Here is a 21414-nt window from a genome sequence, read left to right as displayed (position 1 = left end):
TCTAGCGAGTGAGTGATGCTGTCAAGAACAAAACCAGCCGGGTGGAGAAAAGCAGGCTGACGAAGAGGCGGATTGTGGCCGCGGCTGCGGACCTGTTCCTCGATCAGGGCTACGGCGCAACGACTCTCGACCAGGTGGCGGCGCGCTCGGACGTAGCCGTACAGACGGTCTACTTCCACTTCGGGAACAAGGCGACGCTGCTCAAGGAGGCGCTGGACGTGGCGGCTGTCGGCGACGACGAGCCTGTCGCGCTGCTGGACCGGCCGTGGCTCCAGGCGCTGACCGCCGAGCCCGACCCGGTCAGGGTGATCGACCTGTGGACGATCGGCGGCCTCGAGATCATGCAGCGGGTGGCGCCGCTGCTGGCCGTCATCCGCGGGACTGTCGGCACCGACGCCGATCTCGCCGCACAGTGGGATGTCAACGAGGGCCAGCGTCGGACCGCGTTCCGCGCGCTGGCTGACGTGCTCCTCGACCGCGCTGCGCTCCGCCCCGGGCTCGCCGTCGAGGACGCCGCCGATGTCGCCTTCCTGATCAGCAGTGCAGAGAACTACATGGTCGCCACGCGCACGCTCGGGTGGACGCCGGAACAGTGGCGGCGCATCACGGCGACGCTGCTCACCCGGAGCCTGCTGGGCGAGACGCCCTGACACCCCGATCCATTCGCCACCTTCCTACCCGTGTCGGACCAGTTCGGTCCCCGAGGCGGTTGGCCTCCGGCAGCGCCCATGACAGCTCGGGCGCAGAGACCAGAGCACGCTCACGGGCTTCCGCTCCGCCCCCTTGCGGTATCTCGGACAGGGAGGCATCGGACGGAAACATTGCGCACGCTTTCCGTTGCAAGAAGTGTGGTCTCGCGCACACCGGTGGCGGCAGTGTCCGGGAACACCGTTCGGGCATGACAGGTGTCAACCGGGGCGCAGGCGACTGTCACGAGCGGGCCGCGCGGGACGCACACATCGGTCGGCCCCGACCGCACGACAAGTGCGGCCGGGGCCGGTGGTGCAGAGACTGATCGCGGACTAACGGCGCCCAGGGGAATTCGAGGTTGAGGGGTTCGAGGTGGAGGAGCCCGGCGCGGACGTCGATCCGCGCACGCCGGTGTCCGCCCCGCGGTCGAACGCCGGATCGGACGCCAGATCTCGGTCACGGGTCTCCGAGTACGAGCCGACGGCCACGACGGTGATCACGGCTGACACGGCCACGTAGACGGCGACCGGGTAGCCGTTTCCGAAGCCGGTGTACAGCGCCACGGCGATCAGCGGGGCCAGCCCGCCGGCGGCGATCGACGCCAGTTGGTAGCCGACAGAGACTCCCGAGTACCGCACCTTGGTGCCGAACAATTCGGACAGGAACGCCGCCTGCGGCCCGTACATGGCGCCGTGGAACAGGAGTCCGACGACCACCGCGAGCACCGTCAGTGCGAAGTTGTTGGTATCCAACAGGAAGATGAAGACGAAGGCCCACACGCCGACCCCGACCGCTCCGAACAGGTACACCGGCCGGCGACCGAGTTTGTCCGAGATCGCGCCCCACACAGGGATTGTCAGGGCATGGACGGCCGCGCCGATCAGTACTGCGTTGAGCGCGAACGAGTTCGAGGCGGTGTGGTCCGGCGGATTCTTCGTCAGGTAGGTCACGATGACCACCGTGAAGATGTAGTACGAGACGTTCTCGGCGAACCGCGCCCCCATCGCGGTGAAGACCTCGCGCGGGTACTTGCGGAACACCTCCAGGATCGGCATGGCCTGCTTCTCGCCGCCTGCGGTCGCCGCCTCCGTCTTGGCCTGTGCCTGCCGGAACACCGGCGACTCCTCGATGGCCAGACGGATGAACAGGCCGATCAGCACCAGGACCGCGGACAGCAGGAACGGGATCCGCCAACCCCAGGACAGGAAGGCGTCCTCGCTCTGCACCAGGGCCAGCAGCGCGAGCAGACCGTTGGCCATCAATTGCCCGAGCGGGGCACCGGTCTGCGGCCAACTCGCCCAATATCCGCGGCGGGCGGGATCGCCGTACTCCGACACGATGAGCACGGCGCCGCCCCACTCACCGCCCAAACCGAAGCCCTGCACCAGGCGCAGGATGATCAGGATGATCGGCGCGGCCAGCCCGATGGTGTCGTACCCCGGCAGCAGGCCGATCAGGAAGGTGGCGATGCCCATCATCAGCAGGCTGATGACCAGCAGTTTCTTCCGGCCGAGGATGTCGCCGTAATGCCCGAAGACCAGGCCGCCGATGGGGCGGGCGATGAAACCGATGGCGAAGGTGCCGAGAGCAAGCAAAACGCCGACCGCCGGATCATTGGCCGGGAAGAAGACCTTCGGAAAGACGAGGGCGGCGGCCACCCCGTAGAGGAAGAAGTCGTACCACTCGACGGTGGTGCCGGCCATGCTCGCGGCAACGACCTTCACGATGGTCGGGCGATTCGGTGGTGATTGTGGTGTTTGTGATGTGGTGCGTGCCATGAGAACTCCCATCCCTGCACAGCGCGACTGGTTCGCGACTGCAGGTGGGTTTTTCCAGGGTGCAGGCGGCTCAAACGCCCTCTGCCGGTCAAGGCCGCCGCCGGTCTGCGCGTGATACTGGGCGCATGCCCAACGAGTCCCGCATGGTGTTCCTCGGCTTCGGGAAGTACGCGCGGGCGGACAAGATCTTCGCCCTCGAGCCGATCCGCGGGGAGGACCGGGGCGAGGGCCGGCGCACCCGGGTCTGGGTGGAGGGCATCGGAAGCCCGGTCATCGCGTCGCGCACCGAGCGCACGATTCTGTCGGACATGGGTCAGGAACGGGCCGCGCAGGCGTTCGTCATCGACGAGGCGCTGGAACTGGCCGAACGCTTGGCTGCCGCGGTCGACGCCGGCCGGGTCGATCTCGGCGACCTGGGCAGGCGTGCACGTCACCTGCTCGAGGCGGCGACGAACGCTGCGGCCGAGGTGGACCCGGCCTGAAACACGGGTATGTCGACGAACGACCGGTCTCAGTCGACGAATTCCGCCTGCAGGTTCAGCATCCGGACCCGCGCGGACTGCAGCCGGTGGTTCATCACGGTGACGAACCGCTTGGTCAGCTCGTACCCGACGACCGGATCGGCTTCGCACTTGGCCCGCAGGCACGCGGCGTCGAAGGCGAGCGCGCTGGTATCGGTGATCGCTCGGGCATCGAAGGTCCACTCGTAGGGCGGCACCATCCAGGACCAGCCGACGACGTCCCCGTCGGCGAGTTCATCGAGTTCGACGCCGCGAGCTGGCGTGTGCACCTCGATGGCGACCCGGCCCCGCCGGATCACGTAGAAGTGGTCCGCCGGCGTGTTCTCGCGGAAGAGGAACTCGCCCGGCCGGGCGTGCACGTTGACCGCGCAGCCGGACAGCAGGTCGGTGGTGTCCGCGTCCAGACCTTGGAAGAACGGGTGTTCAGGCAGGTACTGGTCGATGGTTTGCATGTCACCAGTCTTCGGTGAGTGGTCGCGGTCGGGAAGGGACCAAAGTCACGGATGGCGGGTACTTTGCGGATCGAAGCAGCGCTGCTCTTGATCACACGGCCGGAATCGGCAACGGTGTTGCGGATGTCCCCGACGGGTTGAAGGCGAGATGACGATGGCGGAAGTGCTGCTCTACCACCACGCTCAGGGATTGACGCCCGGCGTTGAGTCCTTCGCTGATGAACTCCGCCTGGCGGGTCACACCGTGCACGTGCCGGATCTCTACGACGGCCACACCTTCGACACCCTGGAGGAAGGGGTTGGCTACGCGTCGGCAACCGGCTTCGGAACGATCATGGAGCGGGGCGTAGCAGCGGCGGAAGGGCTGGGTGATGCGCTCGTCTACGCGGGATTCTCACTCGGGGTGATGCCCGCCCAGCGGCTTGCCCAGACCAGGCCCGGCGCGACGGGGGCGCTGCTCATCCAGGCGTGCCTGCCGGTGTCCGAGTTCGGTTCGGCCTGGCCGGCGGGTGTGCCGGTTCAGGTGCACGGCATGGACACAGACCCGCTCTTCGCCGGTGAGGGAGACCTGGACGCCGCACGGGAGTTGGTCGCCGGCACCGAACAGGCCGAGCTCTTCCTCTACAGCGGCGACAAGCATCTGTTCACGGATCCGTCGCTGACCTCCTTCGATCCGCCCGCCGCCGCCCTTCTGAGCCGCCGGGTGCTCGAGTTCCTGTCCCGAGTCTCCTGACCGTCCGATCCGTTCGGGAGGGCTGTCGATTCCGCGGTGGCCCGGCCGTCTGGGAGGTGTGCGGACGGTCCGGTCCGAGCAGTTGGCCGTCCCGGCCTCGAAGGAGCATCCGAAGACATGTCGAACAGCACCTGGGATCTGATTCATGCCGAGCGCCGATCGCTGATTCGGGACCTTCAACTGCTGACGGACGAACAATGGCTGGTCACTTCGCTGTGCCCTGACTGGACCGTCCACATGGCGCTCGGGCACGTAGTCGCGCTGACCAAGCAGACGCCGCCCAAATTCTTCGCCAAGTTTGCCTCGTCCGGGTTCCGGTTCAACACCATGGCGGCGAAGGACATTGCCCGGGAAAGTGCGGGTACGCCGCAGCAGACGCTGGCGGAGCTCACGGCGCATGTCGACGACACCACGGCTCCGCCCGGACCGTTCGATTCCTGGGTGGGGGAAATGGTCGTGCACGGCGCCGACATCCGGCGACCCCTCGGCATCGACTACAGCCCACCCGTCGCGACCACCCGCCAGGCCGCTGACTTCTACAAGAATTCGAATCTGCTCATCGGTGCCAAGAACCGCATCGCGGGCGTGAAACTGGTGGCCACCGACACGGACTGGTCGCACGGCAGCGGGCCGGAGGTCAGCGGACCGATCCTGTCGCTCGTGCTCGCCATGACCGGCCGATCCGTCGCCCTTTCCGATCTGACCGGCGATGGCGTGGGAACGCTGCAGGCCGCAATGCCGACCGGCTGAATTCGGGTATTGCCGTCCAGGACTTGACACCGGGTGGATCCTTCTCTTAACGAATTGTGCCGTGTGATCCGGTTCCGCCACCACGTTGGACGGCGGCATTCGGAGACCGTGGCCTGCCCGGGGGTGCCTTCGGTTGAAGATCGTCATGCTGCAATCACAAAGTGCATGCGCGGCGAGATCACCGCCCGACTGGGCTGACACCTTCGTAAGAATTGGTGAATTGATCGGCAAGGAACGCGGCCGCGAGTTGCGTTGGTGGGAGCCGAGTGTCACGCCAGCAGGGTCCTCGGGCCCTGGGAGCGCGCCTTTCTCTGCACACATGACAGTGGATTCGAGATGACCGAAGGAGAACCGATGACGCGATCACATTCGCGGCTCCTCACCCTCTTTGTGGTGGCTGTTCTGGGGCTGATACCGGTAACGCCGGTCATCGCGGATACGACCCATTCACATCACGCGTCGTCAACGGTGGTGCAGGACTGGGAGCGCACGTCAATTCTCACCATTTACGGCGATCCGGAACTCGCTCCGAAGACCCCGATTGCCATCGGCGTCCCCTACCTGGGCTACACGTCGCTTGCGATGTACCGTGCCGCCCAGGCCGCTGATCGGCAGCACGGCTCGCGGGTGGCGGCGATAGCAGTGGCCGCTCACGATGTCCTCCTTCACTATTTCCCGGAGTCCGAAAAGGCATTGGACGGGCAGCTGGACGTCAGCCTGGGCACCGTTGCTGCCGGACCCAGCAAGGAACGCGGCAGAGCTGCCGGCGCGCGGGCCGCCGCGCGGATGATCCTCAGTCGTGCGGACGACGGGCCGGACCCCTCCATCGTGTACGACCGGGACGAGGATCCGGGTGTGTGGCAGCCTGCCCCCGGCGGGGCGATGTTGGCTCCGTGGCTCGGGTTCATCGACCCGCTGGTCGTGCGGGGCCCCGTCAGGGCCAAGGGCGTGAATGGTCCCGATGCATTGACCAGCTCGACCTACGCCCGTCAGTACAACGAGGTGAAGCGTCTGGGCGCGGCGACCGGATCCGCGCGCACGGACCGACAGACCGACACTGCGCAGTTCTTCAATTCCAACTCGGCGATCATGTTGACCGAAGGCCTGCTCCGGTACCTCGATCGCCGGCCGATGGGCCTGATGGACACCGTTCGCCTCCTCGCCACCATTCACTCGTCGATGACGGACTCGCTGATCACCTGCTGGCGACTGAAGTACGAGGTCGGGTTCTGGCGACCGTTCCAGGCCATTCATGGTGCGGGCAGTGACGGCAATTTGGCTACCGTTCCCGACCCGGCGTGGCAGCCGCTGATCGCCAACCCGCCGTACTCCGACTACGTCAGCGGGCACGGCTGCGTGACGGCCCCGGCGATCGAGACAATCCGGCACACGCTGGGCGAGCGGACCGCGCTGACGCTGCACTCGTACTCGACCGACACCGAACGGCGGTACAAGAATCTCAGTTCCATCGAGAGGGACGCGTTCCACGCCAGGATCTGGGGTGGCCTGCACTTCCGAACCGCCATGAACGACGCCTACGCGATCGGGCACGCCACCGCGGACAAGGTTCTGCGAAAGCTCGGCCACTGACATGAAGGATCTCCGATGCCTGATCGGCTTGCACCGATGGCAGCGTCGGCACCATCCGGATGGCGGCACCTACCTGCAGTGCCGGCGCTGCAAGCAGGAGCACGAGCGGAGCCGCGAGGGGGGCTACATCATCAGCTGACCGTTCGGGGGTCGCACTGTGACATGCAGAGCCGCGCAGCAGGGACTGGGTGTCAGTTCGTGGTGCCCTGCATCTAGCGCGACTCCCCGCCCTCGCCACGCTCCAGCCCCAGGGTCGCGAGCAGATCCTCGTGCAGCTCGAACCAGACCGTGTGACAGGAGTCGATCTTCGGCTCGTCGACCCATCGGCGCTCGCCACGATCGACCCTCTTGAGTGCTGCCTCGAACCGATCGGAGTAGAAGGCGAACCGGGACAACGCCTTTGCCAGCTGGTGACCGATCGGACGCAGTTGACGCGAGAGGTGGGTCAGGCTCTTCAGGACGTCCTCGTCCCACGCCCAGTCGCTGTGGTCGTTGGCGGCCATCGGTTCGCCCGGCCGGGGCCGGATCTGCCATTTCGTCATCAGGGTCAGCAATCGACCGTTGAGCAGGAGAAACGACTCGTATGCCGACTCGACCGTTGCTCGGGCGCCCGTCGCCCGCAGTTCCTCGGCAAGCAGGCGGCTGCCCTCGTCGCGGCCGGCACGGGTGAGGGTCCAGCCGTTGAGGTCCGCAAAGGCGACTCGCTGCACCCAGCCCCGCGCCTCGTCGTCCAGCAGGTGTTCCTCGACGGCGTCGGTGTCGAGCGAGAAGCGACGCGCGATCCCACCCGTGTCCGTCATGCCCTGGATCCGGACGGCATGAAGGACGAGCAACTCCTCCGATGAGTGAAAGGCCATGCGGGAAAGCTACCGTCGCTCAGGCACAGTACCGCCGCCGGAGTCAGGACAGCGTGCTCTCCAGCCGCTTGGACAGCAGCGCAACGAACGACGCCGGCTCGGCCAGCTCGCCACCCTCGGCCAGCAACGCCATCCCGTACAACAGGTGGGCGGTGTCGGCGAGAGCGGCGTCGTCGGGCCGGGTCTCGTGCGCGGAGCGCAGACCGGTCACCAGGCCGTGCTTGGGGTTCAGTTCCAGCGTCCGCTTGACCTTGGGCAACTCCTGACCCATTGCCCGGTACATCTTCTCCAGTGTCGGAGTCAGATCGCCGGGATCGCCGACGAGAACGGCGGCGGAATCGACCAGCCGGTGGGAAAGCCTGACCTCTTTGACGTCGTCGGAGAGGGTCGATGTCATCCAGGTGAGGAGACCCTCGAAGCCCTTCTTGGTGTCGTCGTCGACGTCGTCACCACCGAGATCGACCTCGCCGCGGGCGATCGAGGTGAACTGCTTCTCCTCGAACGACGGGACGGCGTCGACCCACACCTCGTCCACGGGATCGGTCAGCAGCAGCACCTCGTAGCCCTTCGCGCGGAAGGCCTCCATGTGCGGCGAGTTCTCCAGCGAGGAACGGGATTCGCCGGTCGCGTAGTAGATCGCGGCCTGACCCTCCGGCATCCGCTCGACGTATTCGCGCAGCGTGGTGGGCTTCTCCGCATCGTGGGTCGAGGGGAAGGAGCAGATCTCCAGGATGGCCTGCTGGTTGTCGAAGTCGGACAGCAAGCCTTCCTTGACAGCGCGGCCCAGTTCCGACCAGAACGTCGCGTACTTCTCGGGTTCCTTCTCCTGCATCGTCTTGACGGTCGACAGCACCTTCTTCACCAGCCGCTTGCGGATCAGCTGGATCTGCCGGTCCTGCTGCAGGATCTCCCGGGAGATGTTCAGCGACAAGTCGTTTGCGTCGACGACGCCCTTGACGAACCGCAGGTACTCCGGGACGAGCGCCTCGCAGTCGTCCATGATGAACACCCGCTTGACGTACAGCTGCACCCCGCGCTTGCTGTCCCGCATGAACAGGTCCATCGGCGCGTGACTGGGCAGGAACAGCAGCGCCTGGTACTCGAACGTGCCCTCGGCGGAGAGCCGGATGGTCTCCAGCGGCGGCTGCCAGTCGTGGCTGACGTGGTGGTAGAACTCGGTGTACTCCTCGTCGGACACCTCGCTCTGCGGCCGCGCCCAGAGTGCCTTCCGTGAATTGACGACCTCCGGTTCGCCCTCGCCGTCGTCCTCTCCCTTGGCGGCCGGCACCATCCGGATCGGCCAGGTGATGAAGTCGGAATACCGCTTGACGATGGTGCGGACGGTCGACGGGTTGGTGTAGTCGTGGAGCGCGTCGTCGGTGTCCTCCGGCTTGAGGTGCAGCGTCACCGCGGTGCCCTGCGGGGCGTCCGCCAGCTCGGACACCGTGTAGGTGCCTTCCCCGCTGGACTCCCACCGCACACCGGTGTGCCCGCCGGCCTTCCGGGTCACCAGCACCACGCGGTCGGCGACCATGAAGCTCGAGTAGAAGCCGACACCGAACTGCCCGATCAGCTCCGCCGTCGCCTGCTCGGAGCCACCACCGGACTCCCGGGCCTGGCGGAGCTTCGCCAGCATCTCGCCGGTGCCGGACTTCGCGATGGTGCCGATCAGGTCGATGACCTCGTCGCGGCTCATCCCGATGCCGTTGTCGCGAACGGTCAGGGTGCGCTCGGCCGGGTCGGTCTCCAGGGCGATGTGCAGGTCGGAGGTGTCCGCCTCCAGCTCCTTGTCCTGGTAGGCGGCCAGCCGCAACTTGTCCAGGGCGTCGGAAGAGTTCGAGATCAACTCGCGAAGGAACACGTCCTTCGTCGAATAGATCGAGTGGATCATCAGCTGCAGCAGCTGACGTGCCTCCGCCTGGAACTCGATCGTCTCGCTGGAGACCTCTTCTGTTGACGCTGCTTCGGTAGACATAGCTGACCGCACCCCTTCACCCCACTGAGAACCGTGCACCGGAAACCATAGTCGTCCGGCCGCGATCACCCGTCCGGCGGCAGGCCGCCCGTCACCTCACGGCTGTCACCGCGACGGCCACGGATTCCCCGCGGCCGCGCTGTCAGGGGGTCGCCGAGGCGCTGCGAACGACCGCCGAACATCACCGCGCAGAGCAGGAACCACCCGTAGCCGATGACCAGTCCGGCGACGATGTCGGTCAGCCAGTGCACCCCCAGCAACGCGCGACTCGCCGCGACGGCGATCGCGATCAAGGCGGCGCAGGCCGCCAGAGCTGCCCGTACCGGGCGCGATCGGCCTCGGCCCAGCACCAACGCGATCGCCGGCCAGGCCGCTGCCGCCGCTGCCGCATGACCCGACGGGAACGACGGACCGGCCCAGTCCACCAACTGGCCGACGTCGGGCCGTGCGCGGTCGACGACCTCCTTGAGCCCGTTGACGATGAGTTTCTCGCCGACGATCACCGCGAGCAGGAAGAGAAGGACGTCGATCCGGCGGTAGCGGAGGAAGTCGAGCGCACCGGTCACGGTCAGTGCCAGCAGGACGACCACGGTGTCGCCGAGGTACGTCACCACCCGCAGGACGTCGACCGCGGTCGAGTCGGCATGCGCGGCGCCCCACCGCGCGATCGTGGTGTCGAGGGTCGCGAGACCGGAGGAGGTGTCGATCATGTCGAGCAGCAGGCCGACCACGACGGCCGCGACGAACACCACCACCAGCGACACTGTCAGGACCAGACCGCCCGCGGTCCGCCGGTCGAATCGCTCACGGAGGAACCGCCGCAGCCTCGGGTGCCGGCCGAGCTCGCGCACGACCGCGCGTTCCTCGTCGACGGGGTCGATCGGATCCGGCAGCGCGCGTATCGCGGAGAAGAGGAAGGCTGCGACGGCGGCCATCACCGCCACCAGGACGACGACGGAGGTGAGGGTCATTCCGCGCCCGTGCCGACCTTGCTGCGTTGCACCGCCGGCCGCTCGAAACAGGTCCGGATGATCAGGTAGACAGCGGCGACGCAGGCAAGGCCAAGCAGGATCCCGCCGACCACGTCGGTCAGGTAGTGCACCCCGCGATACATCCGGGAGGCCGCGACGATCAGCGGCACGACCACCGCCAGCAGCACCGTCACCGCCCGGATCCAGACGTTCCGGGTGCGTTCGAAGACGACTATCGCGATGGCGCTGTAGGCCGCGGCGGCCGCGGCATGTCCGGACGGAAAGCTGGTGCCCACCGATACCTCGTCGAGTTGGCTGACGGCAGGGCGCGGCCGGCCGACGATGCCGGTCACCGTGATGAACACCGCCGCCTCCAGGATCAGCGAGACGCAGACAAGTGCCGGCTCACGCCACGACCGCCAGGCGACGAACATGGCAGCGGCGATGACCGCGGTGACGACCACCTTGACCATTGTCTCGGCCGGCAGCGCTCCGTACCCCGACCAGCGATCGAGCGCCGGGGTGCGGTGCTCGACGAGCCAGCGGGCGGCGTCCTGATCCACCGTGCCCAGGCGGCCACCGGCGAGCGGGCCGGTGACGAGCAGGCCCAGCCCCGTCCAGATCGCTGTCAGCCCGGCAAACGCGAGCACCAGCAGGAGACCGGCCCGGCGCACCGCACACCAGGTCAGCAGCGTCGGATGCGCGGCGGTCTCCTGTCCGGGAGCCTTCCGCGGCGCACTCATGACGATGCGGTTCCGCGCGGCGACCATGTTCAAACGGTCGCGGGCACGGCGGTTTCGGCTAGCGCGACGATGCGGGCGCGGGTCCGGCCAACGCGAACGGTGCCCCGTCCGGGTCGGTCAGGAACGCCATCCGGCCGAACTGGGTGTCCATCGGTTCGGCCAGCAGGGTGCCGCCCGTGCCGGTGGCGGTGGCAACGGCAGCATCGACATCGCCGACGGCGAAGTAGACGAGCCAGTGCGAGGGTGTTCCGGGCGGCGCGCCCATCATGCCGCCGATGCCGCCCAACGGGTCTCCACCGATGTCGAACATCGTGTAGTCCCCACCCGGGGCACCTTCCATCACCTGGTATCGGTAGCCGAAGACGGCGGCGTAGAAGTCGCGGGCGGCTGCCGTATCGGTCAGCCGGGCGTCCTCCCACGTCATCGCGCCGGGCTCGTTGTAGATCTCCGCGCCGACCATGCCGCCGGCCTGCCAGACGCCGAACGCCGCCCCTGCCGGGTCCATGCCCACCGTCATCCGGCCGGTGCCCGGGATGTCGAACGGGTCCACCAGCACCATGCCGCCGTTGGCCCTGATGGCCGCCGCGGTCGCGTCGACATCGTCGCTGGCGATGTAGACCGTCCAGACCGTCGGCTGGCTGGGATCCTGCTTCGGGCCGATCGCCGCGGCCGAACGACCGTTCACCTGGCAGAGCGTGTAGTGCCCGAACTGCTCACCGGTATCGACGAACGACCATCCGAGCACCCCGCCGTAGAACTTCGAGGACGCCGCCACATCGGGCGAACCCATGTCCACCCAACACGGCGTACCGGCCGGCCATGGTTCTGAACGAAGAGGCATCAGCAGACCTCCGAGACGGTGCTGGATCGGACGGGGGCCGCTGGCCCACCGCGCCGCGGGCGTGCCCATCCTGGCGCAGTTGCGCGGCGCCGTCCACAGATGCGGCGGCCGCGCAAACGGCGTATCGAACCCGCTACTGGGACCAGATGCAGGAGGCGTTCAGGCAGACCCAGCCATCGGGGGTCTGCGCCGGCCGGGTGTGGGAACCGCAGGTCGGGCAGGCGGTCGGTGCGCCGAGCCTGATCAGCTGGGTGGCGTCGGCGGAGTCGTCAGAGGCATGGCGTGGCCTGGTGGTCAGCTTCTTGCGGGATGTCATTCGTGCCCTTCGGTTTCTGCGGGTCGACAGATCGACCCACAGAGAAGGACGTCGCCGGCGGGGGCACGTTGCGACTCCGTGAACCCCGACACATGCTCGTGCTGTCAGTCCTGGACGCTTTCCCGGCCGCGCAGCACGATCAGCGGGTCCGGGGCGTAGACGACCGAGGTGTCCTTGTCCTCGTAGTCGAACTGGTGCAGGAAGAAGCGCATCGCGTTGATCCTGGCGCGCTTCTTGTCGTTGCTCTTGATCGAGGTCCACGGCGCGTGATCGGTGTCGGTGTTGAGGATCATCGCTTCCTTGGCGGCCGTGTACTTGTCCCACCGGTCGAGCGATTCGATGTCCATCGGCGAGAGCTTCCAGCGCCGGACGGGGTCGATCTGCCGGATCGCGAATCGGGTGCGCTGTTCGGACTGGGTCACCGAGAACCACAGCTTGGTCAGCGAGAAGCCGCTCTCGATGAGCATTTCCTCGAACATCGGTGCCTGCCGCAGAAATATCTCGTACTCCCGATCGGTGCAGAAACCCATCACCCGCTCGACACCAGCCCGGTTATACCAGGACCTGTCGAACAGCACGATCTCGCCCGCGGTGGGCAGGTGCTGGATGTAGCGGTGGAAGTACCACTGGCCCAGTTCAGTTTCGGTTGGCTTGTTCAGCGCGACCACTCGCGCGGCCCGCGGGTTGAGGTGCTCCATGAACCGCTTGATGGTGCCGCCCTTGCCGGCCGCGTCCCGTCCCTCGAACACCAGGACGTGCTTGCTGCCGGTGTCCTGGACCCAGTACTGGAACTTGAGCAGTTCGATCTGCAGCTGGTATTTCTCGGACTCGTAGGCCTCGCGGTCCAGCCGGTCGTCGTACGGGTAGCTCTCCCGCCACGTCTCGATCGGGTTGCCGCCAGGGTCGATCAGGTCGGGGTCCGAGCCGTGCTCGTCGTGCCGCACCGAGTAGCCGTCGTGCAGCAGGTGATCAAGGTATTCACGGAAGTTCTCGCGGATCAGCACGAACAACAGTATCGACCCACCGGCCCTCCTCGGGTGGTTTTGACCATGAACGGCGGGCAAATGCGGCAAGCGGGCCGTGACCTACCCACCGTTACCAGCGGTTCACGCGGAGTTGTTCCTTGATCTGCTCTGCCGTGACATGCTCGGCGCCAGGCGGGATCTCGCCGATTGCCAATTCGGATATGGAGCACTGGATGCGACGACGACGTCCACTCGCAGCGGCAACGGTGGCAGCTCTGACGGCCGGGTTGGTGGTGGTCAGCGGATCACCGGTCGCTGCCGTCGCACCGGCCGACGGGGTGGTGTTCGTCAACGAGATCCACTACGACAACGACGGCACGGACGTCGGAGAGGCCATCGAGGTGGCCGGGCCCGCAGGGACCGACCTGGCCGGGTGGTCGCTCGTGCTCTACAACGGCAACGGCGGCGCGCCCTACAACACCCAGCCGCTGAGCGGAGTGATCCCGGACCAGCTGGACGGCTTCGGCGTGCTGAGCTTCGGTTATCCGTCCAACGGGATCCAGAACGGGGAACCGGACGGGGTGGCGCTGGTCGACGCCTCGTCCGGCGTCGTGCAGTTCCTGTCCTACGAAGGTCAGTTCACAGCGTCGGGTGGCCCGGCGGACGGGTTGACCAGCACCGGCATCGGGGCTGCCGAACTGACGACGACTCCCGTCGGGTTCTCCGTCGCACTGACCGGCACGGGCCTCACCTACGGGGACTTCAGCTGGACCGCACCGGCGACGGGCTCCTTCGGGTCGGTGAATCCCGGGCAGACGTTCGGCGAGGCCGAGCCGCCGGTCGATCCCTGCGCTGTTGCGGTGACGCACCAGATCGGCGGGGTGCAGGGCTCGGGATCGGTGAGCTCGCTCGACGATGACGCCGTCACCGTCGAAGGCGTCGTGGTCGGTGATTTCCAGGGTGCCGGCCAGCTGGGCGGTGTCTTCCTGCAGGACTCGGACGGAGACCCCGCCACCTCTGACGGCATCTTCGTTTTCGCGCCGGCCGGCCCGGCGCTCTCGCCCGGCGATGTGGTGCGGGTGTCCGGGACCGTCGATGAGTACTTCGGCCTGACCCAGATCTCCGCGGTGACCTCGATGGGAGATTGTGGTGACGCAGCGGTTCCGTCGCCAGTAGCACTCTCGCTGCCCGCCGGGCCGGACGCCCGTGAGCGGCTGGAGGGCATGCTGGTCTCGCTGGCGGAGCCGGTCACGGCAACGGAGTCGTTCACCCTCGCCAGGTTCGGCGAGTTGGTGGTCTCCGCGGGTGGCAGGCTGTTCCAGCCGACGAACGGTGGAACCGCCGACGACGCTGCGGAGCAGGCGGCCAACGAGGCCCGCCGCCTGGTGATCGACGACGGAAGCTCGGTGCAGAACCCCGCTGAGGTGCCATTCACCGACGTCGACGGAGAGGTGATCCGGCTCGGCGACACCCTCACGGGAGTGGTCGGCGTACTGAGCTACGGGATCGACCTCTACCGCCTGCAGCCGACCGCCGACCCGGTCGTCACCCGCACCAACCCCCGGCCGGCCGCACCCGATTTTGTAGGCGGAGCAGCCAAGGTCGCCAGCTTCAACGTGCTCAATTACTTCACCACCATCGACGTCCCCGGCGCGGTGACCGACACCGGCGACGATCCGCGCGGCGCGGACAGTGCGCTGGAGTTCGAGCGGCAGCGGGCCAAGATCGTCGCGGCGATCAGCACATTGGACGCCGACGTCGTCGGGTTGATGGAGATCGAGAACGACAAGGACGACCAGGCCGTCGATGACCTGGTGTCAGCCTTGAACAGGGATGCCGGCAAGCGCCGGTACGCCACCATCGAGGAACCGGGCAGAGGTCTCTTCGGGACCGACGCCATCAAGGTCGCGATGATCTACCAGCCGGCGCGGGTCGTCCCGATGGGCCGCGCACGCACGACGACCGACGAAGCGTTCGCGAACGCGCGGTACCCGCTCGCCCAGCGATTCCGGCCGGCCAGCGGGGGCAGGCCGTTCTGGGTGGTCGTGAACCACTTCAAGTCCAAGAGCTGCGGCAGTCCCGAGCCGACGGGGCCGAATGCCGATCGAGGTGACGGCCAGGGCTGTTTCAACGCGGATCGGGTGGCGCAGGCAACGGCGCTCGCCCGTTTCACCAGGACGCTCGACGGTCCCGACGTCATGGTGGTCGGCGACCTCAACTCCTACGGTGACGAAGACCCGATCGATGTGCTCAGGTCTGTCGGCTTCGTCGATCTGATCGAGTCCCGGTTGGCCGAGAAAGACCGCTACTCCTATGTTTTCGAAGGTCAGGCCGGCTACCTCGACCAGGCGCTGGTGACCCGGCAGTTGGCCCGCCGGATCACGGGTGTCGACATCTGGCACATCAATGCCGACGAGGCGCTGTTCCTGGATTACAACACCGAATTCAACCCGCCCGGGTTCTACGAGCCCGATCCGTACCGGTCGTCGGATCATGATCCGGTGCTGATCGGGGTGGCGCGGACTCCGGGCAAGCGCTGATTAACGTTGTGAACTGAAGGGGCGGTCCGGCCGATCACGGCCGGACCGCCCTCTGTCACTATGCCGAGGGGTGAGGGACGTGCGGACCCGCGCCGCCGCCCTCTGCGGCGAAGGTGCCTTCGGGTCCGGCCGGGGCCGGCAGCGTGAATGCCGGTCCGGGCACCTTCTTGCCCGGAACGCCGTTGACGGACTCCGTCGAATAGGCGTACGTCAGCTGCGCGAATGCGACGAGGTCACTGTTGACCTCGAGCGCCTTCAGGCTGATGTTGTCGTAGTCGTCGCACGCCAGGTGGTAGCAGGGGTCGAACTGCTCGCCCGCCGTTCCGCCCCAGATGGCCTGCTGCTCAGGTGTTTTGACTACTTCCGCACCGGTAAAGAGGCCGCCGGACGCAATCCCCGCCAAGATGAAGGCCTGGTAATCACTGCGGCCGGAGAACTCGGTGTCGTCGTACGGTTCGCCGATCTTCGTGTAGTACGACTCGTACAGATCCTCGATCGCCGTGGACCCCGGCGGCACCACCACAGGGGCGTCGGAGCTGGACTCATCTGCGTCATAGACGCCGAAGAAGTAGTTCGGGGAACCGATCATGTCGTAATTCATGTAGATGGCGATCCGGTCCCGCTCCGCCTGGGACAGGCCCTCGACGTAAGCGGTGGACCCGACCAGCCCCTCTTCCTCCGCGCCCCACCAGCCGAAGCGCACGGTGTTCTGCGGCTTCAGCTTGCTCATCTTCAACGCGGTTTCGAGGATCGCGGCGGAACCGGATCCATTGTCCTGAATGCCGGGACCTTCGGTCACGCTGTCCAGGTGTGCGCCGGACATCACCACGTTGTTCCGGTCGACGCCGGGGAGTTCGGCGATGACGTTGTAGTCGGTGCGGGTTTCGAACAGGGCATTGACCCGAGCGGTCGAACCCGGCTGGGCAAGTGCGACGCCCTGCGCAAAACTGGCACCGACTACGGGAATGTCAAGTAGCAGCGGGGCCAGCGTGCCGATGATCAAATCCGTCCGAGTGGGATCGCTGCCCTGGTTGAAGATGATCACCGCCTCGGCGCCGGCCGCCTGCGCGTTCGCCGCCTTGACTGAGAAGTTGCAGGTCCCGCGCTGGACGAGCGCAATGTCGTTGGGTCCTGAGAAGTTGAGGCCGGCGAAGTCCGCGGCCTCGCAGCCGCTGGTCACCGGTGTGTAGGGAGGTGTCAAGTTGAGATCAACGGGGATGACGTTGCCGGTGACATCGCCGCTGCCGCTGCCGGTGAAGGCGCCAGATGGATAGTCCGCACTCACCGGGGTCAGCTGCTCCAAGGTCACCGGGAAGTTGAACCTGAACTCGAACGGATCCAGCGTCACGTTGTATCCGGCGTCCTCGAGCAGAGTGGCGACGTAGTCGACACTTTGCGCGTAGCCCTCGGTCCCAGCCGCGCGGGTGCCCGGGTAGAACTCGTCGTCGTTGTTGTCCGCGATCTTCTGGAACTGCAGTTGATGGCTCCGGACGCCGTCGAGCGTGACGCACTCGAGGAGCTTGGCGTACGTGTTGTTGTTCCGGTTCTCGCAGGCATTTCCCGGCGCCGCGGCGGCCGTGGAGGGAACCAGCGTGGTGAGAAGCACCCCGGCGGCAATGACTGGCACCGCTGATCCGAGTAGTCGCGTTCTCTTTGGCACGAGCATGCAGTGGACTCCTTGTCGGTGGGGCTGTTCGTCCGGCCGGTACCGGGCAGCCTGTGACCTGGGTCACTGTAAGCGGCGGTTGCCTGTCAGGCCAGAGGGAGCCAGCGGCTCTGATGGGACGCCCGGCACCATGGACAGGTGACCGATGACCGACCGAGCCGGCACCCCGATCGGTCCGAACGCCTGGTGGCGGTGCTCGCGCGGGACGGGGCCCGGTGCGTCTGGTGCGGGCGGTCGTTCGGTGGCCTGGTTGTGCCGACGACAGATCACCTCGTGCCGAGGGTCAAGGGTGGGCCGTCATGGGTCGAGAACGAAGTGGCCGCCTGCCGCCTGCCGCCGGTGCAACGGGCAACGAGGGCACACGACGCCGATCGACTGGCTCGGCGAGTGCGAGCGACGGGGTTGGTCTCCCAACCCGGCGGCCCTGACGAGCGCCATGGAGGCGTTGCAGGCAGCGATCTCGACCCGCGGAGGCCAGCGTCGCGCGGCCCGCTACCTCGAATCGCAGCGCCGGAGACTGCTCAAACGAACTGGTCGGGGTAGAGCTCCTTGATGACGCCGCAGGTGAAGGTGGACGTCGGCGTGGTGAAGTTCGTCGACTCATTGGCGACCGCGGCGATGGTGAGCGCGGGGAGTTGAAGATGTCGAGACGGAAAAGCAGCGTGTCCGCTTTGGGTGGCAGCGGTCAAGATCCACCTAAACTCACGATCGGGGTCTTTCAGGCGCGGGCATGACGACGACATCCGCGGCTGTCGAATCGGCGACCTCGATGGCGAGTGGTGAACTGGAGGCAGCCGTGGCTGACGTCGATGGGTCTTCGCTCCCGGCGGGGCCGCCCCCCGGTGATCCCGAGAAGTCCGCGGTCGCCGGATCATCACCGGCGGCAGACGCCGTACCGGCGCGCAACAACGGTCAAGCGCAGAACGCCGGCGTGAAGACAGACGCAGTCAGGACGGACGCCCCCACGACGACCCCGGCCGAGACGAACGCAGCAACGTCGCAGCCCCGTCGGAAGGCGTCGTCGGCGACACCTGCTGGTCCCCCTGCCGAACCGAAGAAGCCGTCTACCTTCTTGCACCTCGTCAAGCGACTGCCGTTCACCACCTTCTACGTCGTGGTGACGTTGCTGCTCGCAGTCGTCCTCGGCACGCTGTGGGAAAGCATCGAGGACAAGTCCTGGTACGCCGACGTCGCGTACGGCCTGCCTGCCTTCGAGGACGGGCGTTGGCTCACGCTGATCTGGGGCGCCTTCTTCGCTCTCAACCCCTTCTATTACTTGTTCGTGGCCGGCGCCTTTGCCATTCTGACCGGCTTCTCGGAGTGGGTGCTCGGCACCAAACGCACGGTCATCATCTGCGTCGGCTACCAGATTTTGGCCGTCCTCGTCACGGCGCTGGTTTTCCTGATCTTCCGCGATTCGGAGTGGGATTGGGTAATACAGCGAGCGACCGAGACAGACGTCGGTTTCTCGGCCGGCATGATGGCTGCGCTCAGCGTGGCCAGCGCGACCGTGCGGCCACCGTGGCGTCTCCGGCTCCGCTTGGCGATCTGGGCGTACGTCCTGTTCTCGATCGTCTTCATCGGGCAGATGGCGGACGCCGAACACTTCGTCGCGGTCGCGCTGAGCATGCCGTTCTCGTCGAGGCTGGCGGGTTCCCGCGCCAGGCATGCGCGGGCGCTACCGACCCGGCACGAATTGAGACTTCTGGCAGCCGTTGGTGTCCTGTTGATCGCAGCCGTCCAATTGCTGGCCAATTTCCTTCCTGGTCGGCTGACACCGTTCGGACCGCCCGACGATGCACCGGAAGCCTGGTACGGGCTCGTCATCACGCTTGCCGTCTCGTTGTTCATCGCCAATGGGCTACGGAAGGGCTACCGGTGGGCGTGGTGGGTCGCAGTCGTCCTGGCGATGCTGCCGATGCTGTTGGTGGCACTGGTGATCGTGCTGGCGATCATCGCGGCCTTTGTCCCCGATGCGGACATCGAATTGGACGGCATACCGCAGCTGATCGCCAGTGCCGTCCTCTACCTGGCATTCCTGGTCGTCCTCATCCTGGGGCGCAGCGCGTTCCGGGTACCCCGCCGGAGCAAACGCCGGTTGGCCTCCGGCAGCTCGAACGCCGACATCGCCAAGGAATTGTTGCGCCGTTGGGGCGGAAGCACGATCTCCTGGATGACGACCTGGCCCGAGAACCGGCACATGATCACCGCGGATGGGCAGAGCTACATCGCTTTCCGCAAGCACGCCGGTGTCGCCATCGCCCTCGGCGACCCGATAGGACCGCCGGGCGCGGCCGCAGCCACCATCAATGACTTCATCACACTGTGCGATAGCGCCGCGATGGTCCCGTACTTCTTCTCCTGCACGGAAGTGACCACTGCTGTCACCGACGGGCTCGGCTGGCAGAGCGTCCAGGTGGCGGAGGACAACGTCATCGATCTTCCCGAACTCGCGTTCAAGGGCAAGAAGTGGCAGGACATCCGGACTGCCCTGAACAAGGCGCCGAAGGAAGGTGTGTCCTTCCGGATGGTGACGCTCGCCGACGAGTCCTGGGCGCTCGTCCGGCAGGTGGAGCACCTTTCGCAGGAATGGCTCGGCGACAAGGAGCTGCCTGAAATGGGCTTCACCCTCGGCGGTGTGACCGAGGCGCTGGACCGGGAAGTGCAGGTGGGCCTTGCCGTCGGCGACGACGGCACCCTGCACGGCGTGACGTCGTGGATGCCGGTGTACGGCGGCAACGGTGAGGTGGCCGGCTGGACGCTGGATCTCATGCGCAGGGCGGACGGTGGCTTCCGAGCGACGATGGAATTCCTGATCGCGTCGTCGTGCCTGTACTTCAAGGAGCAGGGTGCGCAGTTCGTCTCGCTCTCGGGCGCGCCACTGGCCAAGTCGGACGCGGACCCGGCCGGCGAGACTGTCGTCGAACGGTTTCTCGACACGCTCGGCGACAGTCTCGAGCCGGTGTACGGCTTCCGCTCGCTGCACGCCTTCAAGAGCAAGTTCCAGCCCCGGCTCTCGCCCATGTACATGGTGTTCCGTGACGAAGGTGACCTCCCGCGGATCGGCATCGGGATCACCCGGGCCTACCTGCCGACAGCAGGAGTCAGGGACATGTTGGCGGTGGTCAAGCACTGAGCGGTCTAGGCGAGGCTGCGAGCTGTCGACGACTCAGAGGTCGAGAACGACAGGCTCCCGGGGCACGGCGCAGCAGATCAGGACGTTGCCGGACGCGGGCGGGTCGATCGGCGGCGGGTCATGGGTGACTGATCCGGACAGCAGGCCGGTCTCGCAGGTGTGGCAGATGCCGGTGCGGCATGACCACCGGGTCGGCACGTCACACGCTTCGGCGAGCTCGAGCAGGCTTGTCGACCCATCGCCCCACGGCACCCGGAGGCCGCTGCGAGCGAACGCGACCTCAGGTCCGTGACCGGGCGGCCCCGCAGGTGGGTGCGGCGGGACGGTGCCTTCCGCGACGACCCCGGGGTTGATCGGGGCGGTCGCACCGAACACCTCTGTCGAGATCCGGGTCGGCGCCACGCCGATCTCCGTCAACGACTCTCGGGTGCTCTGCATGAAATGCGCGGGCCCGCAGACATAGGCGTCCGCATCCGCCGGGAGATGCAGGCGGCGCAGCGCATCGGCGTCCAACCGTCCAAGCCGGGTGTAGTCGACGCCCATGCGGTCGTCGGGAAGAGATGCGCTGTACCAGATCTCGTGATGAACCCGCGAGAGCCCGCCGAGCAGCGAGCGCACCTCGGCGGCGAAGGGATGGGTTCGGCTGTTGCGTGCGCCGTGCAGCCACCACACCTCACGGGTCGTGTGCCCAGCGGCCAACGCATGCAGCATCGCCAGGACCGGTGTGGCGCCGATCCCGGCGGACAGGAGCACAACCGGTCCGTCACCCTCCCTGAGAACGAAAGACCCTCGCGGCGCTGCCATGTCGATTCGTGAGCCGGTCCGCAGCTCGTGAACCAGGGCGCTCCCCAATCGATTCGTGCTCGATGAACCGGGCGCTTAATAGCTTA

At 66.8% G+C, this 21414-nt stretch carries 19 protein-coding genes; 7 read left to right on the top strand and 12 right to left on the bottom strand.

The window, feature by feature from the left end:
• The first annotated feature begins 8 nt into the window (after positions 1-8).
• Positions 9-650 carry a TetR/AcrR family transcriptional regulator gene (locus tag ACVBEQ_RS11860; protein WP_447153292.1) on the top strand — a complete coding sequence of 214 codons (642 nt, stop codon included), beginning with the start codon at positions 9-11 and terminating at the stop codon, positions 648-650.
• A gap of 372 nt (positions 651-1022) precedes the next feature.
• Here the strand turns inward: ACVBEQ_RS11860 and ACVBEQ_RS11855 are convergent, their stop codons facing one another.
• The gene (locus ACVBEQ_RS11855; protein WP_447153291.1) at positions 1023-2468 is read right to left on the bottom strand and encodes an MFS transporter; all 1446 of its coding nucleotides are present in this window, start codon (positions 2466-2468) and stop codon (positions 1023-1025) included.
• Between the two features lie 125 nt (positions 2469-2593).
• Between ACVBEQ_RS11855 and ACVBEQ_RS11850 the strand changes: the two genes are divergently transcribed.
• A complete protein-coding gene (locus ACVBEQ_RS11850) occupies positions 2594-2950 on the top strand; it encodes a hypothetical protein (protein ID WP_447153290.1) in 357 nt (118 codons plus the stop codon).
• A gap of 29 nt (positions 2951-2979) precedes the next feature.
• Here the strand turns inward: ACVBEQ_RS11850 and ACVBEQ_RS11845 are convergent, their stop codons facing one another.
• Positions 2980-3441, bottom strand: a complete 462-nt coding sequence (locus tag ACVBEQ_RS11845; RefSeq protein WP_447153289.1) for a Crp/Fnr family transcriptional regulator — start codon at positions 3439-3441, stop codon at positions 2980-2982.
• Positions 3442-3595: 154 nt separating this feature from the next.
• On the opposite strand from ACVBEQ_RS11845, the gene ACVBEQ_RS11840 reads away from it, so the two are divergent.
• The 3 genes from ACVBEQ_RS11840 to ACVBEQ_RS11830 all read left to right on the top strand — a co-directional run bounded on the left by ACVBEQ_RS11840 (position 3596) and on the right by ACVBEQ_RS11830 (position 6514).
• A complete protein-coding gene (locus ACVBEQ_RS11840) occupies positions 3596-4174 on the top strand; it encodes a dienelactone hydrolase family protein (protein WP_447153397.1) in 579 nt (192 codons plus the stop codon).
• A gap of 117 nt (positions 4175-4291) precedes the next feature.
• Positions 4292-4924, top strand: a complete 633-nt coding sequence (locus ACVBEQ_RS11835; RefSeq protein ID WP_447153288.1) for a maleylpyruvate isomerase family mycothiol-dependent enzyme — start codon at positions 4292-4294, stop codon at positions 4922-4924.
• 354 nt (positions 4925-5278) lie between these two features.
• Positions 5279-6514 (top strand): vanadium-dependent haloperoxidase, encoded by a 1236-nt coding sequence (locus ACVBEQ_RS11830; RefSeq protein WP_447153287.1) that lies wholly within the window; start codon positions 5279-5281, stop codon positions 6512-6514.
• A 212-nt stretch (positions 6515-6726) separates the two neighbouring features.
• On the opposite strand, the gene ACVBEQ_RS11825 is transcribed toward ACVBEQ_RS11830, so the two are convergent.
• The 7 genes from ACVBEQ_RS11825 to ppk2 form a co-directional block, all read right to left on the bottom strand.
• On the bottom strand, positions 6727-7371 hold the full coding sequence (locus tag ACVBEQ_RS11825; RefSeq protein WP_447153286.1) for a transcriptional regulator: 645 nt from the start codon (positions 7369-7371) through the stop codon (positions 6727-6729).
• A 43-nt stretch (positions 7372-7414) separates the two neighbouring features.
• Positions 7415-9346 carry a molecular chaperone HtpG gene (htpG, locus tag ACVBEQ_RS11820; protein ID WP_447153285.1) on the bottom strand — a complete coding sequence of 644 codons (1932 nt, stop codon included), beginning with the start codon at positions 9344-9346 and terminating at the stop codon, positions 7415-7417.
• Positions 9347-9411: 65 nt separating this feature from the next.
• The gene (locus ACVBEQ_RS11815) at positions 9412-10317 is read right to left on the bottom strand and encodes a phosphatase PAP2 family protein (protein ID WP_447153284.1); all 906 of its coding nucleotides are present in this window, start codon (positions 10315-10317) and stop codon (positions 9412-9414) included.
• Positions 10314-11087: a phosphatase PAP2 family protein gene (locus ACVBEQ_RS11810; RefSeq protein ID WP_447153283.1), complete on the bottom strand. Its 774-nt coding sequence runs from the start codon at positions 11085-11087 to the stop codon at positions 10314-10316. The genes ACVBEQ_RS11815 and ACVBEQ_RS11810 overlap by 4 nt, the downstream gene beginning before the upstream one ends.
• A gap of 31 nt (positions 11088-11118) precedes the next feature.
• Positions 11119-11901: a VOC family protein gene (locus ACVBEQ_RS11805; protein WP_447153282.1), complete on the bottom strand. Its 783-nt coding sequence runs from the start codon at positions 11899-11901 to the stop codon at positions 11119-11121.
• Between the two features lie 133 nt (positions 11902-12034).
• Positions 12035-12217: a hypothetical protein gene (locus tag ACVBEQ_RS11800; RefSeq protein WP_447153281.1), complete on the bottom strand. Its 183-nt coding sequence runs from the start codon at positions 12215-12217 to the stop codon at positions 12035-12037.
• Positions 12218-12321: 104 nt separating this feature from the next.
• A complete protein-coding gene (ppk2, locus tag ACVBEQ_RS11795; RefSeq protein WP_447153280.1) occupies positions 12322-13221 on the bottom strand; it encodes a polyphosphate kinase 2 in 900 nt (299 codons plus the stop codon).
• A gap of 194 nt (positions 13222-13415) precedes the next feature.
• Between ppk2 and ACVBEQ_RS11790 the strand changes: the two genes are divergently transcribed.
• On the top strand, positions 13416-15722 hold the full coding sequence (locus ACVBEQ_RS11790; RefSeq protein WP_447153279.1) for an ExeM/NucH family extracellular endonuclease: 2307 nt from the start codon (positions 13416-13418) through the stop codon (positions 15720-15722).
• A gap of 58 nt (positions 15723-15780) precedes the next feature.
• Here ACVBEQ_RS11790 and ACVBEQ_RS11785 read toward each other — a convergent pair whose 3' ends face one another.
• Positions 15781-17349: a M28 family metallopeptidase gene (locus ACVBEQ_RS11785; RefSeq protein ID WP_473163174.1), complete on the bottom strand. Its 1569-nt coding sequence runs from the start codon at positions 17347-17349 to the stop codon at positions 15781-15783.
• Positions 17350-17909: 560 nt separating this feature from the next.
• Entirely contained in the window at positions 17910-18077 is a 168-nt protein-coding gene (locus ACVBEQ_RS11780) for a hypothetical protein (protein ID WP_447153277.1), read from the bottom strand.
• A gap of 41 nt (positions 18078-18118) precedes the next feature.
• Here ACVBEQ_RS11780 and ACVBEQ_RS11775 point away from each other — a divergent pair, with 41 nt between their 5' ends.
• Positions 18119-20524 carry a bifunctional lysylphosphatidylglycerol flippase/synthetase MprF gene (locus ACVBEQ_RS11775; protein ID WP_447153276.1) on the top strand — a complete coding sequence of 802 codons (2406 nt, stop codon included), beginning with the start codon at positions 18119-18121 and terminating at the stop codon, positions 20522-20524.
• A 33-nt stretch (positions 20525-20557) separates the two neighbouring features.
• Here ACVBEQ_RS11775 and ACVBEQ_RS11770 read toward each other — a convergent pair whose 3' ends face one another.
• Positions 20558-21328, bottom strand: coding sequence for a flavin reductase family protein (locus ACVBEQ_RS11770; RefSeq protein WP_447153275.1), 771 nt, complete (start codon positions 21326-21328; stop codon positions 20558-20560).
• Positions 21329-21414 lie beyond the last annotated feature (86 nt).

It is taken from the genome of Nakamurella sp. GG22, from assembly GCF_052976845.2.
This window is presented reverse-complemented; position numbering and strand designations above follow the sequence as displayed.